The following is a 22,399-nucleotide window of genomic DNA, read 5'->3' as shown; positions in this document are numbered from 1 at the left end:
CGTAAGATATAAAGATAATGACGATTCAAAATAGTCGTCATCATAAATCTTGATATCAGTGCAGCCAGTGCACGCCATCCTCGGGCTGGAAAAAGGCGTTATAGCGCATCTGGAACGCATTAAGCTCCTGCATATCCGGCTCCATCTCGCGCAGAAAACCGAGCGCCAGACGCACCTGCGCGTCGGTAATCGGTGCAGCCAGCCGGGCTTTTTGCAGCCAGCGGTGCCATTGCAACAAATTCTGCTCACTGCCGTCGACAATAACGATTTGCCAGATCAACAGCACCTGGGCAGCATTTTGTAGATGCGATTCATCAGGACGGTGGAGGTACTGTAAAAAAGCCTCACCCTGTACTTTTCCCATCTGATCGATCATCGATTCTACCGGCACGACATCAATGTTCAGCCGCTCGCTCAGACGGCGAATTGCCCGCCGCGACCCGGACGTTAGCACCCGAAATCCCACCACAAAAACAACCACCAGCGTGGCCAGCATTATCCAAATCATGCGCACATCCATTACCAGACAGGACGCCCATCATAGCGGCAAATTCACCTCTGTCGACGACTGAACGTGTCATAATGTGACTTATCGAACTCGCAGGCAGACATCATGAAATCTGATATCAGAACGCTCGATCTCAATCTGTTAAAAACGCTGGATGCCCTGCTGGATGAACGCAGCGTAACCCGGGCGGCGCAGCGGCTGTCGCTCACCCAGCCTGCGGTAAGCGGTATGCTCAACCGCCTGCGCGACTATTTTGACGATCCGCTGTTTAGTCGCACACCGCATGGCATTGTTCCGACGCTGCGTGCCCAACAGTTGGCCGCCCCGGTCAAACAGATCCTCAGCGACATCGATATCCTGCTTAAACCGACACAATTTGACCCGCTCACCGCAGCGCTCACCTTTACCGTCGCCGCTACGGATTACGCGCTCAAAGCGGTTATCGTGCCATTTATTGCCGCGCTTCGCGTGCGCGCACCGGGCATTCGTGTACGAGTGATCCCGGTTGAGCCAGTGCTGCTCACCACACAGTTTGAGAAGGGGAAAATCGACCTGGCATTGCTGACGCCGGATTCCACGCCCGACAACCTGCACAGCCGGGCGTTATATGATGAAGAGTACGTTTGTCTCATGCGTCATGCGCATCCTGATGCGGGGCAACCGCTGACGCTCGATCGCTTCTGCGCGCTGGAGCATGTGCTGGTTTCTTATGAGGGTGAAAGTTTCTGGGGCGTCACCGATGAGGCACTGGCAAGCGTCGGACGCCAACGGCAGATTGGTTTGTCGGTTAGCAGCTTCCTGGTATTGCCGGACATCCTCGCCATCAGCGATATGATTGCCGTTGTTCCTGCCCGTCTGGCGTATGACGACACCCGTATGCACGTATTACCGCCCCCGCTGCCCATAACCGGTTTTACAAAAAGCATGGCCTGGCATGAACGCACGCACCGCGATGCCGCTCATCAGTGGCTGCGCAATCTGGTACATGAAACCAGCCAGTTTAGAGCATAAAAAAGCCCGCCATTAAGGCGGGCAAAAGTTACCAATGCACACTTAACTTAAGCTACTTTCAACTGTTGAATCTTTTTCTCGCGGCGAATTTTACGTTCTTCAAACACGGCCACGATGGCCATCAGACAGATACAACCGATGGCGGCAGCATCCAGCGCGGCGAAAGTGCCCGCCCAGCCGGTCAGCCCGAAAATCGGCGTGCCGTCGGCAATCATCCCCAGACCGAGCTTGGCGAAGCTGTCACCAATCAGATAAGCGAATGTGCCTTTAATCCCATCGGCTGCGCCGATCGCTTTTTTCGGCACAAATCCGACTGCCGCAACGCCGATTAACAGCTGTGGACCAAACACCAGGAAGCCCAGCGCAAACAGCGAAGCCAGATAAACGTACTGGTTGCTGGCGTGCTGATAAATGCCCAGGGTGGCGATAATCAACGCCAGCGCTACACAGGCCACCAGCGCACGACGACCGTTTGCCAGGTCGGAGAGCCAACCCCACATCAGCGTGCCAACCAGCGCGCCCACTTCAAACAGGGTAAAGCCCTGAATCGCCACTTCTTTGGAGAGCTTCAGCTCCTGGAAAGCGTAGACGGTGGACCACTGGTCGATACCGATACGCACTACGTACAGGAAGATGTTCGAGAAACATAACAGCCAGATCACTTTGTTTTTCAGCACGTACTCAACAAAGATCTGCCATTTGGTCATCTCGTTTTCTTCGGTTTCTTTGTCTTCTTCACTGATCTCCTCACCGAACAGCTCTTCGGCTTTACCGAGGCCATAAGATTCCGGGGAGTCGCTGCCGTAGCGCAGGCCGATAAAGCCAACAATCAGAGCAATAATCGACGGAAAGATAAACATACCGATGACGTGACCGTCGAACAGATAGTTAGCGCCAAACAGCGCCACGCCCGCCGCACCCGCACCGCCGAGGTTGTGGGAGATATTCCACATGCCGAGGTAGGAACCCCGCTTGCGACGCGGCGTCCATTTGGTAATGGTGGAATAGCTACATGAGCCGCCGGTACTCTGGAAGAAACCGCTCAGAGCGTAGAAAGCGATCATCAAAAACAGGCTGGTTGAACCCGCGCCCATGCTGGCGCTAAAGCCGAGCATACAGATGGCGGAGAGGATCAGCATAAACGGCAGGAACTGCTTGGTGTTTTTGCCATCCGCGTAGTAGGAAACCAGCGTTTTACCCACGCCGTAGGTGATGGAGAAGCCCAGGCCAATCATCCCCAGCTGCGTCATGCTCAGCCCGTAGGTGGAGATCATGTCGTTCTGCGCGATGTTGAAGTTTTTGCGGATCAGGTACATGGTCAGGTAGCCGATAAAGACCACCAGATAGGACTGCATGAATGGTTTGAACCACATTTTGCGCCGCACATCGAGCGGCAGATCCAGGGTCGGCTTGCGCACCTGGTTTAGAAAGGCCAGCATTTGACACTCCCGAGCTAATTTTTATACCTGCGAATGGCAGGCATTGTAAAAATCAGCCGGAAGACGCGCCTGAGACAGCGTCCAGGTGAAACCGGGAAAATTTCTTAGTTTTGCTTCACTCGGGGCAAAAAGGTGAGGTACATCACGCTTCGTTGAGTTCGCGCGGAGCCTGGGCGTTTAAAAACGGCAGCAGCAGCAGCGCGGAAATTCCCGCCGCAATAGCGATCACCACAAAGAATCCGGTCCAGTGCCAGACCTCCATCACCTTCGCCAGCGGCCAGCCGGAGAGCGATGCCCCCAGATAAGCAAACAGCCCGACAAATCCGGTTGCCGCGCCCGCCGCCTCTTTGTGCGAACACTCCGCCGCCGCCATGCCGATCAGCATCTGCGGGCCGAAGACGAAGAATCCGGTGGTGAAGAAGCACGCGGCCTGCATCACATAGCTGGCGAACGGCATCAGCCACAGCGAGCCAACGGAGAGCAAAATTCCGGCGGCGAAAATCAGGTTCATTGGACCGCGGTTGCCGTTAAACAGCTTGTCCGAACCCCAACCCGCCACCAGCGCGCCAACAAATCCGCCCAGCTCAAACATTGTCACGGCGGTATTGGCGGTCACCAGATCCACGCCGAGCGTCTCCGACATGTACAGATTGCCCCAGTCGTTAATCGCGGCACGGACCACGTACACCAGCACATAACACAGTGACAGCAGCCAGATATAAGGATTCAGCAGCACATAGCGGGTGAGGATCTCTTTGCGGCTCAGCCCAGCACCTTCCTGCTGTTGGGCAATTTCCAGTTCGTCATGCCGCCAGTCGCCAATCGGCGGCAGACCAATCGCCTGCGGCCTGTCTCGCAGCCGCCAGCAGAGAAAAATCCCCACCACAATCGCCAGCAGCCCAGCGATCATCATCCCGGCGCGCCAGCCGTAGTGCAGCGCTGTTGCCGCCATCACGATAGGGATCAGCGCCCCGCCGACGTTGTGCGCGGTGTTCCATAGCGCCCACCAGCCGCCGCGCTCGGTACGCGAATACCACGCGGTCAATAAACGCGCGCAGACCGGCGATCCCCAGCCCTGGAAAAAGGCGTTCAGCGCCCACAGCACCGCAAAGGCCCATAGCGAGGTGGAAAATCCAAACAGAATGTTTACCACGCCGGTGGCAATCAGTCCGATGCCCATAAAATAGCGAGCGTTGGATCGGTCGCTGACGATACCGGAAACAAACTTCGACAGGCCGTAGGTAATGTAAAACAGCGTCGCCAGCAGCCCAATGTCGCTGCGGGTCAGTACACCGCTGGTCAGAATATCCGGCACCGCAGCGTTGAAGCTTTTGCGTGTGAAATAGAACAGCGCGTAGCCGAGCCAGATGGTGGTCAGGATATGCCGCCGCCAGTAGCGGTAGCGGGCATCCACTTCGCGCTTATCAGTAATGAGCGGCGCACTGGCCGGAGCTTTTAAAAACGAAAACATGACCGCGCCTTACACATATCGCTGGGGTAACGACACGTTGACCCGCGTGCCGTGCGTACAGGAAATCGAGAGCGACCCACCGAGGGCGCTAATCCGTTCACGCATCCCCGTAAGGCCAAATCCCTGTTGATTCGACCCCGGCGGCAGGCCGCTGCCGTCGTCCTCAATCACCAGCATTAGCCGTTCATCATGTTGCCAGCCCTGAAGCGTCACCGCGCTGGCGTTGGCGTGCTTAACGATGTTGTTCAGCCCTTCCTGACAGACGCGAAACAGCGTCACCCGCTGGCTTTCGCTAAGTGCAGATTCATCAATTCGCCAGTCGAGATGGCTGACGATGCCACGGCTTTCCAGCTCCATTTCGCGCATCAGTGAGCGGATGGCCTGCTCCAGCGTGAGATCGTCCAGTTGACGTGGTCGCAGGCGGCCTAACAAGCGACGCACCGAATCGTACACGCCGAGAGAAAGTTGTTCGATGTGCGCCCCGCTGCGCTTCACCCCTGCGTTTTCCGGCGCCAGCCGCTGGACAATGCCCGCCTGAGTGCGAATGGCGGTGATGGTCTGGCCGATATCATCGTGCAGTTCGCGCGCCACATCACGGCGCACGCTCTCCTCGGTCTCCAGCAGGCGTTCCGCCAGACGATGGTTGCGTGCTAATTCATTTTGCAGCGACTGGTTAAGTTCGCGCAGACGCTGAATACCCGCGCCGAGCAGCAGCCCGGTCAGGCTTTGCACCAGCAGCGAGAGCAACAGATCGACGGGATGATCGTGCCAGGTCTGGCTGGCAATCAGCGCGATGGCGTTCATCAGCGTCGCAATCAGTGCCCCCTGCCAGCCGTAGTGCCAGGCCAGCGCAATGATCGGCAACGCGAGGCAAAACGGCGTGAAGCGCGAAAGCTCGGCGGGTAACCCGAGCTGTAGCCACAGGCTGACGCTAAACAGCAGCAGGTACCAGACCAGATGCCGCCCGCGCCAGTTCACCGGCTGCGACACCACCGCCGGGCCCAGCGGCAGCCAGGTCGTGCTGGTCAGATAGTGCCAGAACACCAGGCAGATCGGCGCCAGCGTTAATCCGCCGGTGAGCGTCAGCAGCAGCGCGTTCCACGCCTCTTCGCCTTGCCCAAGCCAGGGCAGCGATTGCAGCAACGCCGCCGCCGTAAGCGCCGCGCCCTGCAACAGCAGCGTGCGCCAGTCGCGCTGATGGCGGTATCGCGAAATCAACATCACCGGGAGTAACGTGAGGAAGCTGCCGATCATCAAAAGTGGTAAATGGGCCAGCGCCACTTCCTGCGCCAGCCAGAAAAGAAGCAGCCATTCCGCGCCCAGCAGCACCGGCCAGTAGCCGCGCGGACATTGCAGCATCAACCCCAGACGCAGACCAAACGGAAACAGCAGTACCGCCAGCTCCGGGCGCTCAACCAGATGCAGGCTGATGCTCCACAGGCAAAACCACGCGGCAGAGAAGATAAAGAAGCAGGCAACAACGGTGATTAACCGGGAACAGAGCGTGTTCATTGCCAGCCGTCAAACATCCGGCGGGCCAGTTCGACGTCGTTGCTGACCCCCAGCTTTTCCATCAGGTTGGCGCGATGCACGTGCACCGTTTTCGGCGACAGACCCAGTTCAGCGGCAATCTCTTTGACCGCCATACCTTGCGCCAGTTTTTCCGCCACCTGACGTTCGCGTTTGGTGAGCGGATCCTGACGACCGGCCGCCAGTTTGACGGCGATGTCCGGCGTCAGGTAACAGCCGCCGGTCGCTACGGTATGCACCGCCGCGATCAGCTCATCCGGGCTACAACGTTTAGAAAGGAAACCACGCGCGCCCGCGTTGAGCGCCTGCTCCACCAGTGCCGGGCTGTCGTGGACAGAGAGCATGATAATCGCCATTCCTTTTGGCAACTGGCCTAACAGTTCAAGACCGGAGATATCAGGCATAGAGATGTCGCAGATACACACCTGCACGCCGCGTCCCGGTAATCCCGCCAGCGCCTCACTGCCTGAGCCAAACTCAGCGACCACCTGCAAATCAGGTTCCAGCCCCAGCAGTTGGGCAAAGCCGGAGCGGACGATGAGGTGGTCGTCAATAAGGGCAACGGTAATCATGGGTTCATCCTGGCGCTAAGGCATGCCTGATGGCGCTACGCTTATCAGGCCTACGGGCAGGTGCCGTTGTAGGCCGGATAAGGCATTAATGCCGCCACCCAGCAAAAGCGCTTACCTTAACGATAAGTGCTTTGGTGTTCAAGCCTTGAGCGATCAGGCTATGCCAGTTGTGACTGTAAATGTCCGGGTGTGCTGCGGTTCTATTTCAATCAAGGTGCCATTGCGTTGTGCTGCCAGGAATCCTTCAGGTCGACAGGTTGCAGGCAAGGCGAATGCCGCAACCTGCTGATCGCCGTTGTAGAGGATCCAACGCGTCACATAATTCAGCTCCGTGCTGGAGAAACGCGTAACGAATGTGGTGCCATCAGGCGCGATCATGCTAAATTCTGGCTTATCGGTGTACCTGTCCAATTGGTCAGCAAAGAAGACAATTTCCGGATCGTAAAAATGGGGTTCATTGAGCCGCGCCAGAGAAGCCTCGCCCTGTACAATCCGCTGATTAAACGCCAGCCACTGCTCAGTCGGTTTAACATGCGCGGGTATCGACTCACGCAGCTTCATGGCCTCATCCGGAATATTCTGGCTGAAGGTGGCTTCCGGTACGTAGGCATAGTTCATATGGCACATGTACTGCAACGGCATTGCCACTGAGGCAAGGTTGGTAACCGCCATCTGAATATCAAACAGCGCGCTCGCTTTGTGCATTACCACCGCAGGATGTGCCTGATAATGATGACCGAACCCCATCACATACTCATAGCGTCCGCCCACGCGCAAATTCTCACCCTCCAGCTCCAGCCAGGCTTCATCCATCGCGGCACAAGCCATTTCACCGTGCAAAGGATGTGAATCCTCTGGTGATGGGCAGCCATTTGCCAACAGACCTGAGTGGAAGGCAAAACAGCCGTAGGTCGCCACCACTTCCGCCGCCGGTTTCGGCTGACTGAACATGTTACGCATGGTCAGGTCATGGCCATCAAACTGAGCATCCCAGATCATCTGCCCCATCCAGGGCAGAATAACCAGATGTCCACGACTGTTTTCTACCTTCAGCCCTTCCACTCCACTGGCGTAACGAAATGCGGTAACCGTGAAGTCGCTATTCTTCAGTAAGATTCGCGGATGCTCTGCAAAGAGTTCCCGCCACAGCGTTAAACGTGTTGTCATGATCGCTCTCCTCAGGAAACTGTCGCTTCAGCCAGGTTGTTGCGCACTTTGCTTTCACGCCAGAAGTAGATACCGACGTACACAAAGCACAGCATGGAGACCAGGAACGAAAGTTGCAATGAATGGAACATATCGGCCACATAGCCCTGAATCGCCGGAACTACCGCCGCACCGACAATCGCCATGACAATGACGGCACCTGCCATTTCGGTATGCTCGTTATCCACGGTATCAAGCGTACCCGCATAGATTGTCGCCCAGCAGGGTCCAAACAGGACACTCACCAGCACTGCGACATACACAGCGCTGAAGCTTGGCGCCAGTGCAACATAGACGAGGAACAGCGCACCAATAATGGAATAGAGAATCAGCACTTTTTCCGGATTGAAGCGCGTCATCAAAATGTTGGCGATAAACTTGCCGATAAAGAAGCAGGCGAAGCTATAGACCATGAAGGTTGAGGCGTCGCGCTCGTTGATATCACCTAATTCCAGTGCCAGACGGATGGTGAATGACCACACCGCGACCTGCATCCCCACATAAAGAAATTGCGCCACAATTCCACGACGGAAACGGGCATTGCTGGCCAGATAACGCAGTGTATCCATCGCTGACGGGCGTTTATGACTCGTGGTTTGCGCGACTTTACATGTCGGGAAGCGAGTCAGGAGGAATAACACCATCACCACAACCAGTACCATAATCATGTACTTGTATGGCTCAAGGGTATTTTCCAGCATCAACACTTTAAAGTTATGGATCTGCTCAGCGTTCATCCCGGCCATCTGTTTTTCCAGGCTTTCGCCCTCAGAGAAGACCAGATATTTACCTAGCAGAATGCCAGCAGCCGCACCAATAGGATAAAAAGTCTGACTGATGTTCAGGCGTAAAGTGGCATACGCTTTTGGGCCGATCATTGAGCTGTAGGTGTTGGCTGCTGTTTCCAGGAAGCTCAGACCAATCGCAATCGCGAAAATCGCCGCAAGGAACATGGTGTAGGTGGCCATGTGCGATGCCGGGAAGAAGAGCGTACACCCAACGATATAAAGGGTCAGCCCCATTAAGATGGCGACTTTATAACTGGTCTTTTTAATCACCAGAGATGCTGGAATCGCAATTAAAAAATAACCGCCATAAAAGGCACTCTGAACTAATGCCGAGGCAAAGTTGCTGAGTGAAAATACGCTTTTGAATTGCGTAATCAGAATATCATTTAATGCGGCTGCGCATCCCCATAACGGGAATAAACAGGATAACAAAATAAACTGGAACAGAGGGGTCTTATTCAAATAGCCGTCAGGCATCTGAATGATGTTTTTATCGTTCATAGTGCTACCTTTTACAGTGCAGGAGTATTATTCGTTTAAGGTAAGAAACTCATTAAATTGTTCGATGCTTGGATAAGATGATTGAGTGCCTTTCCCGGTAACGCTGAAAGCAGCGAAGAGAGCGGCTTTTTTCATGGCGGCTTCCACATCACCGCTTTGAACGTAATAGTGAGCAAAACAACCGATGAAAGCGTCGCCTGCGCCACTGGTATCGACAGCGTTCACTTTAAACGCTGGAACATGGACTTCCTGGTCACGCGTCATCCACAGCGCACCTTTCTCACCCATGGTGACGATAATATTGTTCAGACCTTTATCAACCAGAGAACGTGCCGCTGCGCGAATATGGTCATAAGTATCCACTGGCATACCGGTTAATATTTCCAACTCGGTTTCATTCGGCACAAAAAAATCACATTTACAGGCATAAGACATATCTAATTCCCGTAATGCAGGGGCGGGATTTAGTAACACTTCAATACCATGTTTTTTGCCAAATTCAATCGCGTGATAAACGGTTTCCAGCTGCACTTCCAGTTGCAGGACAATAAGCTGACATTTTTTCAGATCTTCCGCCGCACGATCGATATCTTCCGGGGAGAGAAATTTGTTCGCTCCTTTAATAATCAGAATACTGTTGCTGGAGTTCGCATTAACAAAGATCGGTGCGACACCGCTGCTGGTGCAGGGTACCTTTTCGACATAGGTGGTATTAATTCCCCAGGATTCAAGATTGCGAATAGTGTTATCCGCAAAAATATCATCACCGACTTTTGTCAGCATCAGCACTTTAGAATTGAGCTTAGCGGCCGCAACGGCCTGATTTGCGCCTTTGCCCCCGCAGCCAATTTTGAACGCCGGTGCTTCCAGCGTTTCCCCTTCTTTGGGCATCTGGTTGATGTAGGTGATGAGATCCACCATGTTGGAGCCAATAACCGCGATATCCATTTTACTACCTCTCAGAAACAATCACACAACAATGATATTAAAATAACATTATCATGTTACTTTCGTATCATTTGTGACTAGGATCGCGATTGGAAGATCATTTTATTGTTTATTTATTGCGCTAAATGTTGCATCCACATCACACTACAAATGATGAAGTTGCTTACAATTGACTGAAAGTTAACTGGATATAATCAATAAAACGTGAAAAAACACGCTTTTATTTCCGAATAGTCAGACGTATAGTAATGCGGCAATGCCATGTTCTCAGAAACACAAAAATGTTACTGAAGGAACATGGGAACATGATTCGTGGAGAAGCACATGGAAACTAAGCAAAAAGAACGTATTCGACGTCTGATGGAATTGTTGAAGAAGACCGACCGAATCCATCTGAAAGAGGCGGCACGAATGCTGGAAGTTTCCGTGATGACTATTCGTCGGGATCTCAGTCAGGATGACGAGCCGTTACCGCTCACGCTGCTCGGTGGTTACATTGTGATGGTGAACAAACCTGCCGCCATCGTTAACGCGCCACTCCCCGCGCAAAAACAGTATCACCGCGACGATTTACCGGTTGCCATTCTGGCTGCGGGACTGGTGAGTGAAAATGATCTGGTCTTTTTTGATAATGGTGCGGAAATGCCGTTGGTGGTCAGCATGATCCCGGACGATATTTCCTTTACCGGGATTTGCTACTCGCACCGGGTGTTCGTAGCGCTAAATGAAAAGCCCAACGCCACAGCGATTCTTTGCGGGGGGACCTACCGGGCGAAAAGTGACGCCTTTTACGACACCAGCAATCCCTCCCCGCTGGATGCACTCAACCCACGGAAAGTCTTTATCTCCGCCAGCGGAGTCCATGAGCATTTCGGCGTTAGCTGGTTCAATCCGGACGATCTGGCCACAAAACGCAAAGCGATGGAACGCGGATTACGCAAAATTCTGCTGACGCGCCACGCCCTGTTCGATGAGGTCGCCCCCGCCAGCATTGGTCCACTTTCCACCTTTGACGTACTGATAAGCGACCGTCCGTTACCGGCAGATTACGCAACCCACTGCCGGAACGGCTCTGTCAAAGTGATCACCCCGGATTCAGACGGCGACTAACTTACTCAAAGAACACGGTGATTTTGTTAAACATCGACGGATCGGACTGGTTGCGGGCCACTTTCACCACATCTTCCAGCTTGTCGATCTGGCTTATCATCTGCTCAAGACGTTGATCGTCGTTGACCAGTAGCCAGATGCGGCTCTTATCGCTGTCCTGAATCGGTAGACAGAGAATGCCTTCTACGTTGAACGCGCGGCGGGCGAACAGCCCGCAAACGTGAGTCATTACGCCCGGATGGTTGCGTACGGTGAGTTCCAGGATTACGTTGTCATGAGTCTGCTGTTGCATGGCTTATTCCCCCACCATTTCTGTGTTTGCCGCACCCGGCGGCACCATCGGGTACACTTTCTGTTCGGCATCGATGCGCACGTGGATCAGCGCAGGCCCAGGGCGATTAATAATCTCCTGCAACGCTGCCTGTGGGTCCGCTTCGTTATTCAGATCGCAGGTTTCGAGACCAAACCCGGCGGCTATCTGCATAAAGTTAATCATCCCCGGATAGGTCGCGGCAAAAACACCCTGCTTATAGAACAGACTCTGCTGCTGATATACAAGACCCAACGCTTCGTTATTCATCAGGATGATTTTAATATCCAGCTGATTTTCGCTGGCTGTCGCCATTTCCTGAATATTCATCATCAGGCTGCCGTCGCCGGAGAAGCACAGCACTTTTTTGTCTGGATTGGCCAGCGCTGCACCAATTGCCGCTGGCAGGCCAAAGCCCATGGTCCCCAGACCGCCGGAGGTCAGCCACTGACGCGGACGGTTCAGCGGATAAGCCTGTGCCGCCCACATCTGATGCTGGCCTACGTCGGTGGTGATAATGGCGCTATCGTCTACGCAGGCAGCCACGGCGTTGATCAATCCATAGTGGCTGAGCGGGTCGCTTTCCTGAGGAATAGTGCAAGGGAATTCACGTTGTAAATCGGCCACCGTCTGATGCCACGACTCTCGCGGCTGCGCGTCAATTAATGGGATCAATTGCGCCAGAACCTCATCGACATCCGCCTGAATCGCCACGTGCGGTTGTTTGATTTTACCCAGCTCCGCGCGGTCGATATCTACGTGAATGATTTTGGCGTTCGGGCAGAACTGCTCCGTTTTACCAATCGCCCGGTCATCAAAACGTGCGCCCAGAACAATCAATAAATCCGCTTCTTGCAGAATAAAGTTAGTGCTGCGAGCGCCGTGCATGCCCAGCATGCCTAACGACAGCGGATGCGCTTTCGGCAGCATACCTAGCGCCATTAAGGTCATGGTGGTGGGCAGCGTCGCTTTTTCTGCCAGTTCGCGCACGCGCTCAGGTGCGTTAATCACGCCGCCTCCGAGGTACAGCACCGGACGCTGTGCGGCGTTAATCATGGCTGCGGCATCGCGAATGCTGTCCTGGCTGAACGCTGGTGCCGCCATTTTCTGCGCGGGCTCCGGCATCTCTTCAATGTCAAAAACAGCGGTTTGAATATCCTTAGGAATGTCTATCCACACCGGGCCTGGACGTCCGGACTGCGCAATGCGGAACGCATCGCTCATGACCTGCGGTAATTCACTGATATGGCGGACCAGATAGTTGTGCTTAGTGATGGGGATAGAGATGCCGTAGGTGTCGACTTCCTGGAAGGCGTCGGTGCCGATCATTGAAGCCGGAACCTGCCCGGTGATACACACCAGCGGGATGGAATCCAGACGCGCATCGGCAATGGCGGTCACCAGATTGGTTGCACCCGGTCCGCTGCAGGCCATACAGACGGCGGGTTTGCCATCAGTTCTCGCCATTCCCTGCGCGATAAACCCTGCTCCTTGCTCGTGGCGCGCCAGGATATGACGGATTTGCGTGCTTTGACTTAAGGCGTCATAGACGGGAAGAATCGATCCGCCGGGAATACCGGTAACAACCTGAATACCCTGGCGTTCCAGGAAATGAACGATGAATTCTGCGCCCGTAAAACGCGTACGCTTGGATGTTATGCCCGAACTTGCCATGCTCCAGTCCTTTTATTCTGGGCCTTTGCTCCGGGCAGGTCTCTGAAACGAAAAACCCCGCCCGGTTTGCGCCGGCGGGGTTTTGGAATCGTGTGTTGATTCGGACCCTACGGCGCATTGCCGACGACCACCACCACACGCACGACGACCGCTGCGCGAGATGGCGCAGTTTTTAGTAGGGTCGCAGTCAGCATGGAAGGGTTCATTAGGGACCTGTCTGTTTGTTGATTAACTGGATTTATACAAACACAGGTTTTTCAGCGTGACAATGGAAAAATTTTCATCTGCATAAAAATGCGTCAATGATCACATTTCGTTGTGCATTGCTGAAAAACAAAAAACCCCGCCGGAGCGAGGTTTTTTTCAGTGCTGTGCGGTTGGTAGCCGCCGAACACACTGTGTTATGTCAACGAAAAAAGTATACGCGTTCTGCGAAGAACACGCAATTTCGGCACGAATTTTGATGGTTTTGAGTATGGAACATGAATAGCGTAACATCCATAAAATACTGTTAATTTATACAGTATTTATCTATAATGTCTCGGTACGCAAGGTGTTATGCGGGGGCCGCATCGTAAACCGGCGCATCAAAGTCCTGGCTGAAACGGGTGGTGCCGTCAGCGCCTTAACCCCCGTGTGAGCACACTGTGTTATGTCAACAAAGGTGCTGGCAACAGGCAGCGGCGAGGTACGTCAGCACCGTGCTCCTTGTACCAAAAGGAGAGCGTATGAGCCTCGTGGATATCGCTATTCTTATCCTCAAACTCATTGTTGCAGCACTGCAACTACTTGATGCCGTTCTGAAATACGTTAAGTAATTCAGATTCAAGTCGCACCTAAGGGGGGCGGGTAACACTCCGCTCCCCTTTCACCTTCTCCCTGGTGCTTGTGTCGCGCCAATATGTTACGTTTTTATGACATTCTCAGGGAAGAATTCCACCATGACGCTTTCTGTTTTCTGCATTTTGCTGTTCGCCGCGCTGCTGCATGCCAGCTGGAATGCCATTGTTAAAGCTGGAAACGATAAACTGTACTCAGCGATCGGTGTCAGCGGTTCTGCTGCAATTATGGCATTGATTTGCTTACCCTTTGCGCCGCAACCTTCCGCCGCCAGCCTGCCGTTTTTAGCCGTCTCAACTGTGTTGCAAATTGTATATACCGTCCTGGTCGCCAAAACCTATCAGGTTTCGGATATGAGCCAGACCTATCCGTTAATGCGCGGCACAGCGCCGCTGCTGGTCGCAATTATCAGCGTCCTGTTTCTTGGCGATAGCCTCTCTATTCTAGCCTGGGTGGGGATTGCCACGATCTGTCTGGCGATCCTCGGCATGGCGTTTAACGGACGCAGCAGCTCGCAACGCGGGATCGTGCTGGCGCTCATTAACGCCTGCTTTATCGCCGGATATACGCTGGTTGATGGCACAGGCGTACGTTTATCAGAAACCGCGCTGGGTTATACGCTGTGGACCTTCTTTCTGAACGGCTCCTGCCTGCTGGGCTGGGCGATGATTGCCCGACGCCGGGAAGCGTCACGCTATCTGGTACAGCAGTGGAAGAAAGGTATTCTTGGCGGAATTGGCACAATGGGTTCTTACGGTCTGGCGCTGTGGGCCATGACTCAGGCTCCGTTGGCGGTAGTCGCTGCGCTGCGTGAAACTTCCATCCTGTTTGGCGCGCTGCTCGCGTGGCTGCTACTGAAAGAGAAGGTTGCCGGAATACGTCTTGTTGCGGCTGGAGGCATTGCCATAGGCGCAGTTTTGCTACGCTTATCATGACCTCTGTAAACCCGATGCAATCCGGCAACATTTGTTGCCGCTTTTTGTTTACATTTCCTGCCGTTCATCGTTTAAACATTCCAGCCCACTATCTGGCCTTCTTTTTCTGTTGTGGTAGATTCCACGCGCATTTACGGGAAAGTGCAGCACCTTATTCTTATTTTTTCACTTTTTGAAAAGTAATCAGCGAAATGAAAAGGCATAGAAGCGTCAATTTGTTGTTGATGTTGGTATTACTGGTGGCGGTAGGTCAGATGGCGCAAACCATTTATATCCCCGCGATTGCTGATATGGCACGTGAACTGAACGTTCGCGAAGGGGCGGTGCAAAGCGTGATGGCCGCCTATCTGTTGACCTACGGTCTGTCACAACTGATTTACGGCCCACTTTCCGATCGCGTTGGCCGCCGCCCAGTGATCCTCGCCGGGATGTCCATTTTTATGCTGGCTACGCTGGTCGCCATAACCACCCACAGCCTGACGGTATTGATTATCGCCAGCGCAATACAGGGGATGGGAACGGGCGTCGGCGGTGTGATGGCGCGAACGTTACCGCGCGACCTGTACGAAGGCACGCAGTTACGCCACGCTAATAGCCTGTTAAACATGGGGATTCTTGTCAGCCCACTGCTGGCACCATTGATTGGCGGTATGCTGGATACCCTGTGGAACTGGCGTGCCTGTTACATCTTCCTGCTGGTGCTGTGCGCAGGCGTCACGTTTAGCATGGCGCGCTGGATGCCGGAAACGCGCCCCGCAGGTGCTCCGCGTCCACGGCTTATCGCCAGCTACAAAACGCTGTTTGGCAACAGCTCTTTCACCTGTTACGTGCTGATGCTGATCGGCGGCCTGGCGGGCGTTGCGGTCTTCGAAGCCTGTTCCGGTGTGTTGTTAGGCGCGCGTCTCGGCTTAAGCAGCATGGTGGTCAGTATCCTGTTTATTCTACCCATTCCGGCGGCGTTTTTTGGTGCCTGGTTCGCCGGTCGCCCGAATAAGCGTTTCTCGACGCTAATGTGGCAGTCGGTTATCTGCTGTCTGGTCGCCGGTTTGATGATGTGGATCCCTGGTCTGTTCGACGTGATGAACGTCTGGACGCTGCTGGTTCCCGCCGCACTGTTTTTCTTCGGCGCCGGGATGCTGTTTCCGTTGGCAACCAGCGGCGCAATGGAGCCTTTCCCGTTCCTGGCCGGTACTGCTGGTGCGCTGGTTGGTGGATTACAAAACATTGGTTCCGGCGTGCTGGCGTGGTTCTCCGCCATGCTGCCGCAGACCGGGCAAGCCAGTCTGGGCCTGCTGATGACCCTTATGGGGCTGTTGATTTTTGTTTGCTGGCTTCCGCTGGCGTCACGCGTGTCGCATCAGGGACAGGCGGTTTAAGCGTATGATGGCCCGGCTTCTCGCCGGGCTTTTCACACTCAGGGGCAATCATGGTATTCAACAACGGCTCCAGCGCCGGACGCCATGCCCCTTCCTCACCATCATAGAACTGCGTATCCGCATTGATAGCATAGGGAATTTTCGCTTTCTTCAGCTCGCAAGCCATAAAGCGGGCAAACGCCATTTGCGAGGCAGAAGGCGCGTTCCTGATGGTTTCTCCCGGCGACCAGCCTCCTACCCAACTAACATGACCGGTTTTCTGCTGCCAGTGAATGGCGGTATTGATACGGGCGCGAATGGCGGCCTTTTCTGCCGCTGTCCCTGAGGTCCACGGGTATTTACCGTTATTTTTCAGCGGCCCCCACGGGAAGATATGCCATTGAGCCAACACGGTATTCTGACTTTGCGGCGGCAACTTTAGGTTGGGCAAATCTTCCGGAGCGGCATGCAGTTTCGGCGCGATAAATATCATTCGCTGTGGATCGATGGCATGGATGGTACGGATGGTTTTGTCATACACCCTATTGAGCGACGCCTGATTATGGTTGAGCTTATCAGAGGGTTCATATATCAGGTCGAAACCCAGCAACGGCGAACTTTGACCAAAGTAATGCGCCACCGCCACCCACCAGTTAACCACCTCTTTTTCGTTACTGGCACTGGGGTCTTTTTTATACTCGTCAGCCTGATAGGCGATTATCGGGATCACGCCATACTGCTCGCAGGCTTCCACCAGCTTGCGCAGATGAATGAGCCGCGCCTCCGTAGGCTCACCCGCCACGCGAATGCGCACGTGGGTCAACCCTTTCGCCTTATAATCCCTCACCACCAGCGGATCGAATTCACGGATGCCCCGATCGGTACGCGCCCAATCTACGTCCATCCCAACCCCAAGCTGCTGCACATACTGCGCCGCCGTCAACGCAGGTTGCGCGGCACACACGGTGGCGCTGGCCAACAGTAAAAGGGAAACAATCGGCTTTAACACGGTCGTCCTTACGCAAATCATCAGGAGTGATATCACGTATTTAGCACGCTTTTTCACTTTCCGTGTAGAGCGAAAGCGTAAAAAATATTCGCGACCCGCTTATTTAACCTGCTCCTGTAGCCAGCCAATAAACGCCTCGATTTTCGGCCACTGCCTGCCGGGCAGCGTAGTGATGTAGTAATGTTGATGGCATTTCAGCGCCATATCGCCAAAAGGCGCAATCAATTCTCCGCTGTCGAGGCGTTTTTGCACCAGCCGTTTTCGGCCCATCGCCACGCCGATATGGTTCATTGCCGCAATCACTGCTAAATCAGAACGATCAAAACCAATCCCCGACGATGTCGGCACATTCGCCGCAAAATGCTGCGCCCAACTGTGCCACTCATCGGTCCCGGAATCGTTACTCCACGCCTGTCTGTCGTGCAGCAACGTACAGTGCGGCAAATTCACCAGCGAACCGGTAAGGTCATGGCGGCGGGCGTAGTCCGGGCTGCACACCGGCAGGATCTCTTCATCCATCAGGAAGTGATGCGTGAGTTGCGCGGAGGGTGCATCGTCAAAATAGATGGCGAGATCGATACCCGCACGCTGTAGATTGACGTTGTCGTTCCCGGTCAACATGGTTAGCGAAATTGACGGATAGCGACGGGTAAAGTCGCCGAGCGCCGGAACCAGCCAGCACTGGGCGATAGAAGGCCGTGAGTAGACGGTGAGCGTCCCCGAGAGCTCCTGATTCTTAATATCAAGAATCTCCTGGTTGAGCGTGTCCAGTGACGATTTCAGCGCCCAAAATACCCGCTTACCCTCATGAGTGAGTTCCACTTTGCGATGAGAACGAACAAATAATTGGATGCCAAGCTCATCTTCAAGCTGATTTATGCGATGGCTGACGGCGCTGGGACTCAATGACAGCTCGTCTGCTGCCAGCGCAAACGACTGATGCCGCGCAGCCACTTCAAAAGTATACAGCTTTGACAGCTGCCAGCCGTTGAGCAGCCGGTTTCTGACTTCGCGTAGGGGATCCATTCTCACCTCCTTTCCTTCTGATTCATGCGCTGGAGTGTAAAAAATTTCGCTGCAAAAATCAGCTCAAAGGTGAATCAAAGTGAACCATATCGCATAAGCAAAGCGCAATTAGACATAAATCACTCATTTGATGCAATCTGGCTCATGTGAAGGGGGATTTATATCGTTTGTCAGACCATGCCTTATTTTTGTCCAATAACCCTATATTAATCACAGGGCAAGGTGAGTTATGCACTCTCAAATCTGGGTTGTGAGCACGCTGCTGATAAGCATCGTGTTAATCGTTTTGACCATCGTGAAGTTCAAATTCCACCCGTTTCTGGCGCTGCTGCTAGCCAGCTTCTTCGTGGGTACAATGATGGGCATGGGGCCGCTGGATATGGTCAATGCCATTGAGAGTGGCATCGGCGGTACGCTGGGCTTCCTCGCCGCGGTTATCGGCCTTGGGACCATTCTGGGCAAAATGATGGAAGTGTCCGGCGCGGCTGAACGCATTGGCCTGACGCTCCAGCGCTGCCGTTGGCTATCCGCCGACGTCATAATGGTACTGGTTGGGTTGATTTGCGGGATCACGCTGTTTGTGGAAGTCGGCGTGGTGCTGTTGATTCCGCTGGCTTTTTCGATTGCCAAAAAGACCAATACCTCACTGCTGAAGCTGGCGATCCCGCTGTGTACGGCGCTGATGGCGGTGCACTGCGTCGTGCCGCCGCATCCGGCTGCCCTGTTCGTGGCGAACAAGCTGGGCGCAGACATTGGCACCGTGATTGTCTACGGCTTACTGGTTGGTTTGATGGCCTCGCTGATCGGTGGTCCTCTGTACCTGAAATTCCTGGGTAACCGTCTGCCGTTTAAACCGGTTCCGGCTGAGTTTTCTGACCTTAAAGTGCGTGACGAAAGTACGCTACCGTCGCTGGGTGCTACGCTGTTTACCGTTCTGCTGCCGATTGGCCTGATGCTGGTAAAAACCGTCGCTGAGCTGAACATGGCGAAAGGCAGCACGGTGTATACGCTGCTGGAGTTTATTGGTAACCCGATCACCGCGATGTTTATTGCCGTTTTCGTGGCCTATTACATCCTCGGCCTGCGTCAGCACATCGGTATGGGTACGTTGCTGACTCACACTGAAAACGGTTTTGGCTCGATTGCTAACATTTTGCTGATTATCGGCGCAGGCGGCGCATTCAACGCTATCCTCAAGAGCAGCGGGCTGGCGGATACCCTCGCACTGATCCTCTCAAACATGCATATGCACCCGATTCTGCTGGCGTGGCTGGTGGCGTTAATCCTGCATGCCGCGGTGGGTTCCGCCACGGTGGCAATGATGGGCGCCACGGCAATCGTGGCACCGATGCTGCCGCTCTATCCCAACGTCAGCCCGGAGATCATCGCCATTGCTATCGGTTCCGGCGCTATTGGCTGCACGATCGTTACCGATTCTCTCTTCTGGCTGGTGAAGCAGTACTGCGGTGCCACCCTGAATGAAACGTTTAAATACTATACGACCGCGACATTTATCGCGTCCGTGATTGCACTGGCTTGCACATTCCTGCTTTCCTTTATTATCTAAGCGCAAAGAGACTGACTATGGAAAACATTCAAACACTTATCGCCCAGTATCCTTTAGTGGAAGATCTGGTTGCTCTCAAGGAGACAACCTGGTTTAACCCTGGCACCACCTCTCTTGCGGAAGGTTTACCGTATGTTGGCCTGACTGAACACGATGTTCAGGATGCTCACGCCCGTCTGACGCGCTTTGCACCGTACCTGGCAAAGGCATTCCCGGAAACCGCGGCCACCGGCGGTATTATTGAATCTGAGCTGGCCGCGATTCCGGCCATGCAAAAGCGGCTGGAGAAAGAGTATGGGCAGCGCATCAATGGCGAAATTCTGCTGAAGAAAGACAGTCACCTGCCAATTTCTGGCTCGATTAAAGCCCGTGGTGGCATTTATGAAGTACTTACCCACGCGGAAAAACTGGCGCTGGAAGCCGGTCTGCTGACCACACAAGACGATTACAGCGTTCTGCTTTCGCCCGAGTTCAAACAGTTCTTCAGCCAGTACAGCATCGCGGTAGGCTCCACCGGTAACCTCGGCATGTCGATTGGCATTATGAGCGCCCGTATCGGCTTTAAGGTGACGGTGCATATGTCTGCCGACGCTCGCGCATGGAAAAAAGCCAAACTGCGCAGCCACGGTGTGACGGTCGTGGAGTATGAAGAAGATTACGGCGTGGCGGTTGAACAGGGCCGTAAGGCGGCGGAGTCCGATCCAAACTGCTTCTTTATCGATGATGAAAACTCGCGCACGCTGTTTTTAGGCTATGCGGTGGCCGGACAGCGCTTAAAGGCGCAGTTTGCCCAGCAGGGGCGCGTGGTGGATGCAGACCATCCACTGTTTGTTTACCTGCCATGCGGCGTCGGCGGTGGCCCTGGCGGCGTGGCGTTTGGCCTGAAGCTGGCGTTTGGCGATAACGTGCACTGCTTCTTCGCAGAACCCACCCATTCACCGTGCATGCTACTGGGGATTTATACCGGGCTGCACGATACGATTTCCGTGCAGGATATTGGCATCGACAACCTGACGGCGGCGGATGGGCTGGCTGTCGGCCGTGCGTCTGGCTTTGTTGGCCGGGCAATGGAACGTCTGCTCGACGGTCTGTACACCCTGGACGATCAGACTATGTACGATATGCTGGGCTGGCTGGCGCAGGAAGAAGGTATTCGCCTCGAACCGTCAGCGCTGGCAGGGATGGCCGGTCCGCAACACGTTTGCGCCTCTGCTGACTATCAGCACATGCACGGCTTCAGCGCGGATCAGCTCAATAACGCTACCCATCTGGTGTGGGCGACCGGCGGCGGAATGGTCCCGGAAGATGAAATGGCGCAATATCTGGCCAAAGGACGTTAAATACCGCTGAGCTTAACGCAGCATCGCCATCAGCTCCATCGGTGAGCGATGCTGCTTAAGCAGATCACGCATCACGCGCATATGCGGTGCGGTATGGCTGAAGAAAGCCTGATAGCCTGCACACAGCACGCCCTTTCCATTTTCCTCGCAGTACGCAGGACAATCACCGTGGTAATACTGAAACAATGAGCATGTCTGGCAACGCGTATTCATTGATGACATGGTCTGTCGTTCAATCTGTGCCGTCAGACCACACCACTGGCGAAGCGTTTTATCGAAAAGCTGGATAGATATCTGATTAATATCTTCACGTACCCAGATATCAAATATCGTAATTAAAAATCGGCCCCACGCCTCAGACGTAACCGATTCGTCTGTCAGATGACCTGAACCATCGTGCTTAACCAGCGGAATAAATTGTACCAGGCGAACATTTCCTTGTTGCAAACCACGGTACACTTCAACCGGTTGTAAACACTTCTGATGGTCAATCACCACGTTTAAAACATCATCACTAACATCCATGTTCTCACATCCTGTCATGCAAAATTCCCGATAAATACGATAAGTTGGCGAACATGCGTTACAGCAAACAGCATTGCGAGGGATAACACCGCGAGGGAGATCATAAATTTGTCACGCACCGCGCGAGATTCAGAAAAATCGCTATGACTCACATCCATCAGATTACGGCTGCGGGTGTAGCGCCAGAGGATAATCGCCACTATCACCAGCACAACTACCGATATCCAGAACAGCACTCCCGCCTGGTGCCAGTTGTGCTTAATCGCCAGCGCCATTAACGCGCCATAGCCCAACAACGTGCGAAACCAGGCAAGTGAAGTCCGCTCCGGTTGTAACCCCGGGTCAGCGATGCGTCGCGATTTGCGGCTATCCGGCATACAGCACCAGCGTTATGACAATCACCGCCACAATAGTCAGCATGACGCTGATAATCAGCAGGCTGTGGGTGTAGGGCAAGTCCTCTTTCAGTCGCATCGCCTTTTCATTACGTAGCCAGCGCAGGTAGCCGTAGATCGCCAGACCGCCGGCAAACAGACACAGCAACAAGGCAAGCGCCTCACGGATGACCGGCGTGGCAAAATCCGGGGCCAGTTGATCAAGGCCAACCCCCGCCGCCAGAAATCCGAGCGCGGTGCGGATCCACGCCAGAAAAGTACGCTCATTTGCCAGTGAGAAGCGATAATCCGGTGCTTCTCCAAGGCGAGAAATCTTCATGACAGCTCCTTAAATATTGT

23 protein-coding genes are annotated in these 22,399 nt (G+C 54.1%); 7 read left to right on the top strand and 16 right to left on the bottom strand.

Annotated features, from left to right (window positions below; translation table 11 throughout):
• Nucleotides 1–55: 55 nt before the first annotated feature.
• Nucleotides 56–508 carry a DUF1198 family protein gene (locus OGX92_RS09795; RefSeq protein WP_003827141.1) on the bottom strand — a complete coding sequence of 151 codons (453 nt, stop codon included), beginning with the start codon at nucleotides 506–508 and terminating at the stop codon, nucleotides 56–58.
• A 105-nt stretch (nucleotides 509–613) separates the two neighbouring features.
• Between OGX92_RS09795 and OGX92_RS09790 the strand changes: the two genes are divergently transcribed.
• The gene (locus OGX92_RS09790; protein WP_126956550.1) at nucleotides 614–1,519 is read left to right on the top strand and encodes a LysR family transcriptional regulator; all 906 of its coding nucleotides are present in this window, start codon (nucleotides 614–616) and stop codon (nucleotides 1,517–1,519) included.
• A gap of 47 nt (nucleotides 1,520–1,566) precedes the next feature.
• Here OGX92_RS09790 and uhpT read toward each other — a convergent pair whose 3' ends face one another.
• The 7 genes from uhpT to rbsK form a co-directional block, all read right to left on the bottom strand.
• The gene (gene uhpT, locus OGX92_RS09785) at nucleotides 1,567–2,958 is read right to left on the bottom strand and encodes a hexose-6-phosphate:phosphate antiporter UhpT (protein ID WP_003827137.1); all 1,392 of its coding nucleotides are present in this window, start codon (nucleotides 2,956–2,958) and stop codon (nucleotides 1,567–1,569) included.
• A gap of 142 nt (nucleotides 2,959–3,100) precedes the next feature.
• Complete coding sequence (locus OGX92_RS09780; RefSeq protein WP_003827135.1) at nucleotides 3,101–4,429, bottom strand: MFS transporter; 1,329 nt, start codon at nucleotides 4,427–4,429, stop codon at nucleotides 3,101–3,103.
• A 9-nt stretch (nucleotides 4,430–4,438) separates the two neighbouring features.
• Nucleotides 4,439–5,941, bottom strand: a complete 1,503-nt coding sequence (gene uhpB, locus OGX92_RS09775) for a signal transduction histidine-protein kinase/phosphatase UhpB (RefSeq protein ID WP_063941188.1) — start codon at nucleotides 5,939–5,941, stop codon at nucleotides 4,439–4,441.
• A complete protein-coding gene (gene uhpA, locus OGX92_RS09770; protein ID WP_126317196.1) occupies nucleotides 5,938–6,531 on the bottom strand; it encodes a response regulator transcription factor UhpA in 594 nt (197 codons plus the stop codon). The genes uhpB and uhpA overlap by 4 nt, the downstream gene beginning before the upstream one ends.
• Before the next feature lie 153 nt (nucleotides 6,532–6,684).
• Entirely contained in the window at nucleotides 6,685–7,698 is a 1,014-nt protein-coding gene (locus OGX92_RS09765; protein ID WP_003827128.1) for an aldose 1-epimerase family protein, read from the bottom strand.
• 11 nt (nucleotides 7,699–7,709) lie between these two features.
• Nucleotides 7,710–9,026 (bottom strand): L-fucose:H+ symporter permease, encoded by a 1,317-nt coding sequence (gene fucP / locus OGX92_RS09760; RefSeq protein WP_003827126.1) that lies wholly within the window; start codon nucleotides 9,024–9,026, stop codon nucleotides 7,710–7,712.
• Nucleotides 9,027–9,053: 27 nt separating this feature from the next.
• Nucleotides 9,054–9,974 (bottom strand): ribokinase, encoded by a 921-nt coding sequence (gene rbsK, locus OGX92_RS09755; protein ID WP_003827124.1) that lies wholly within the window; start codon nucleotides 9,972–9,974, stop codon nucleotides 9,054–9,056.
• A gap of 324 nt (nucleotides 9,975–10,298) precedes the next feature.
• Here rbsK and OGX92_RS09750 point away from each other — a divergent pair, with 324 nt between their 5' ends.
• Nucleotides 10,299–11,084, top strand: a complete 786-nt coding sequence (locus tag OGX92_RS09750) for a DeoR family transcriptional regulator (protein ID WP_003827122.1) — start codon at nucleotides 10,299–10,301, stop codon at nucleotides 11,082–11,084.
• 1 nt (nucleotide 11,085) lies between these two features.
• Here the strand turns inward: OGX92_RS09750 and ilvN are convergent, their stop codons facing one another.
• From ilvN to ivbL, 3 genes are all read right to left on the bottom strand, one after another.
• The gene (gene ilvN / locus OGX92_RS09745) at nucleotides 11,086–11,376 is read right to left on the bottom strand and encodes an acetolactate synthase small subunit (protein ID WP_003023914.1); all 291 of its coding nucleotides are present in this window, start codon (nucleotides 11,374–11,376) and stop codon (nucleotides 11,086–11,088) included.
• Nucleotides 11,377–11,379: 3 nt separating this feature from the next.
• Nucleotides 11,380–13,068 carry an acetolactate synthase large subunit gene (ilvB, locus tag OGX92_RS09740; RefSeq protein WP_126956552.1) on the bottom strand — a complete coding sequence of 563 codons (1,689 nt, stop codon included), beginning with the start codon at nucleotides 13,066–13,068 and terminating at the stop codon, nucleotides 11,380–11,382.
• Between the two features lie 107 nt (nucleotides 13,069–13,175).
• Nucleotides 13,176–13,274 carry an ilvB operon leader peptide IvbL gene (ivbL, locus tag OGX92_RS09735; RefSeq protein WP_003827118.1) on the bottom strand — a complete coding sequence of 33 codons (99 nt, stop codon included), beginning with the start codon at nucleotides 13,272–13,274 and terminating at the stop codon, nucleotides 13,176–13,178.
• 522 nt (nucleotides 13,275–13,796) lie between these two features.
• Here ivbL and tisB point away from each other — a divergent pair.
• From tisB to emrD, 3 genes are all read left to right on the top strand, one after another.
• The gene (gene tisB / locus OGX92_RS09730; protein WP_003023909.1) at nucleotides 13,797–13,886 is read left to right on the top strand and encodes a type I toxin-antitoxin system toxin TisB; all 90 of its coding nucleotides are present in this window, start codon (nucleotides 13,797–13,799) and stop codon (nucleotides 13,884–13,886) included.
• 123 nt (nucleotides 13,887–14,009) lie between these two features.
• Complete coding sequence (locus OGX92_RS09725) at nucleotides 14,010–14,843, top strand: EamA family transporter (RefSeq protein WP_063941191.1); 834 nt, start codon at nucleotides 14,010–14,012, stop codon at nucleotides 14,841–14,843.
• A gap of 191 nt (nucleotides 14,844–15,034) precedes the next feature.
• Nucleotides 15,035–16,219 carry a multidrug efflux MFS transporter EmrD gene (gene emrD / locus OGX92_RS09720; RefSeq protein WP_032934162.1) on the top strand — a complete coding sequence of 395 codons (1,185 nt, stop codon included), beginning with the start codon at nucleotides 15,035–15,037 and terminating at the stop codon, nucleotides 16,217–16,219.
• Here emrD and OGX92_RS09715 read toward each other — a convergent pair.
• Both OGX92_RS09715 and dsdC read right to left on the bottom strand, forming a co-directional pair.
• Nucleotides 16,146–17,228 carry a cellulase family glycosylhydrolase gene (locus OGX92_RS09715; RefSeq protein ID WP_032934161.1) on the bottom strand — a complete coding sequence of 361 codons (1,083 nt, stop codon included), beginning with the start codon at nucleotides 17,226–17,228 and terminating at the stop codon, nucleotides 16,146–16,148. The genes emrD and OGX92_RS09715 overlap by 74 nt on opposite strands.
• Before the next feature lie 78 nt (nucleotides 17,229–17,306).
• A complete protein-coding gene (gene dsdC / locus OGX92_RS09710) occupies nucleotides 17,307–18,233 on the bottom strand; it encodes a DNA-binding transcriptional regulator DsdC (protein ID WP_286586476.1) in 927 nt (308 codons plus the stop codon).
• A gap of 229 nt (nucleotides 18,234–18,462) precedes the next feature.
• On the opposite strand from dsdC, the gene dsdX reads away from it, so the two are divergent.
• Nucleotides 18,463–19,800, top strand: a complete 1,338-nt coding sequence (dsdX, locus tag OGX92_RS09705; RefSeq protein WP_003827107.1) for a D-serine transporter DsdX — start codon at nucleotides 18,463–18,465, stop codon at nucleotides 19,798–19,800.
• 17 nt (nucleotides 19,801–19,817) lie between these two features.
• Nucleotides 19,818–21,140 (top strand): D-serine ammonia-lyase, encoded by a 1,323-nt coding sequence (gene dsdA / locus OGX92_RS09700; RefSeq protein WP_003827105.1) that lies wholly within the window; start codon nucleotides 19,818–19,820, stop codon nucleotides 21,138–21,140.
• A 12-nt stretch (nucleotides 21,141–21,152) separates the two neighbouring features.
• Here dsdA and OGX92_RS09695 read toward each other — a convergent pair whose 3' ends face one another.
• The 3 genes from OGX92_RS09695 to OGX92_RS09685 are packed head-to-tail and all read right to left on the bottom strand — an operon-like array spanning nucleotide 21,153 to nucleotide 22,379.
• Complete coding sequence (locus OGX92_RS09695; RefSeq protein ID WP_003827104.1) at nucleotides 21,153–21,665, bottom strand: radical SAM protein; 513 nt, start codon at nucleotides 21,663–21,665, stop codon at nucleotides 21,153–21,155.
• A 14-nt stretch (nucleotides 21,666–21,679) separates the two neighbouring features.
• Nucleotides 21,680–22,042, bottom strand: a complete 363-nt coding sequence (locus tag OGX92_RS09690; RefSeq protein WP_003827101.1) for a DUF202 domain-containing protein — start codon at nucleotides 22,040–22,042, stop codon at nucleotides 21,680–21,682.
• Complete coding sequence (locus OGX92_RS09685; RefSeq protein ID WP_286586474.1) at nucleotides 22,032–22,379, bottom strand: YidH family protein; 348 nt, start codon at nucleotides 22,377–22,379, stop codon at nucleotides 22,032–22,034. Before OGX92_RS09685 ends, OGX92_RS09690 begins: the two co-directional genes overlap by 11 nt.
• Nucleotides 22,380–22,399: the final 20 nt, after the last annotated feature.

The organism is Citrobacter sp. Cpo089, assembly GCF_030332695.1.
In the GTDB taxonomy this organism is placed as follows: domain Bacteria; phylum Pseudomonadota; class Gammaproteobacteria; order Enterobacterales; family Enterobacteriaceae; genus Citrobacter; species Citrobacter portucalensis.
The sequence above is the reverse complement of the archived record's forward strand: the minus strand, read 5'-3'. Positions and strand labels throughout refer to the sequence as shown.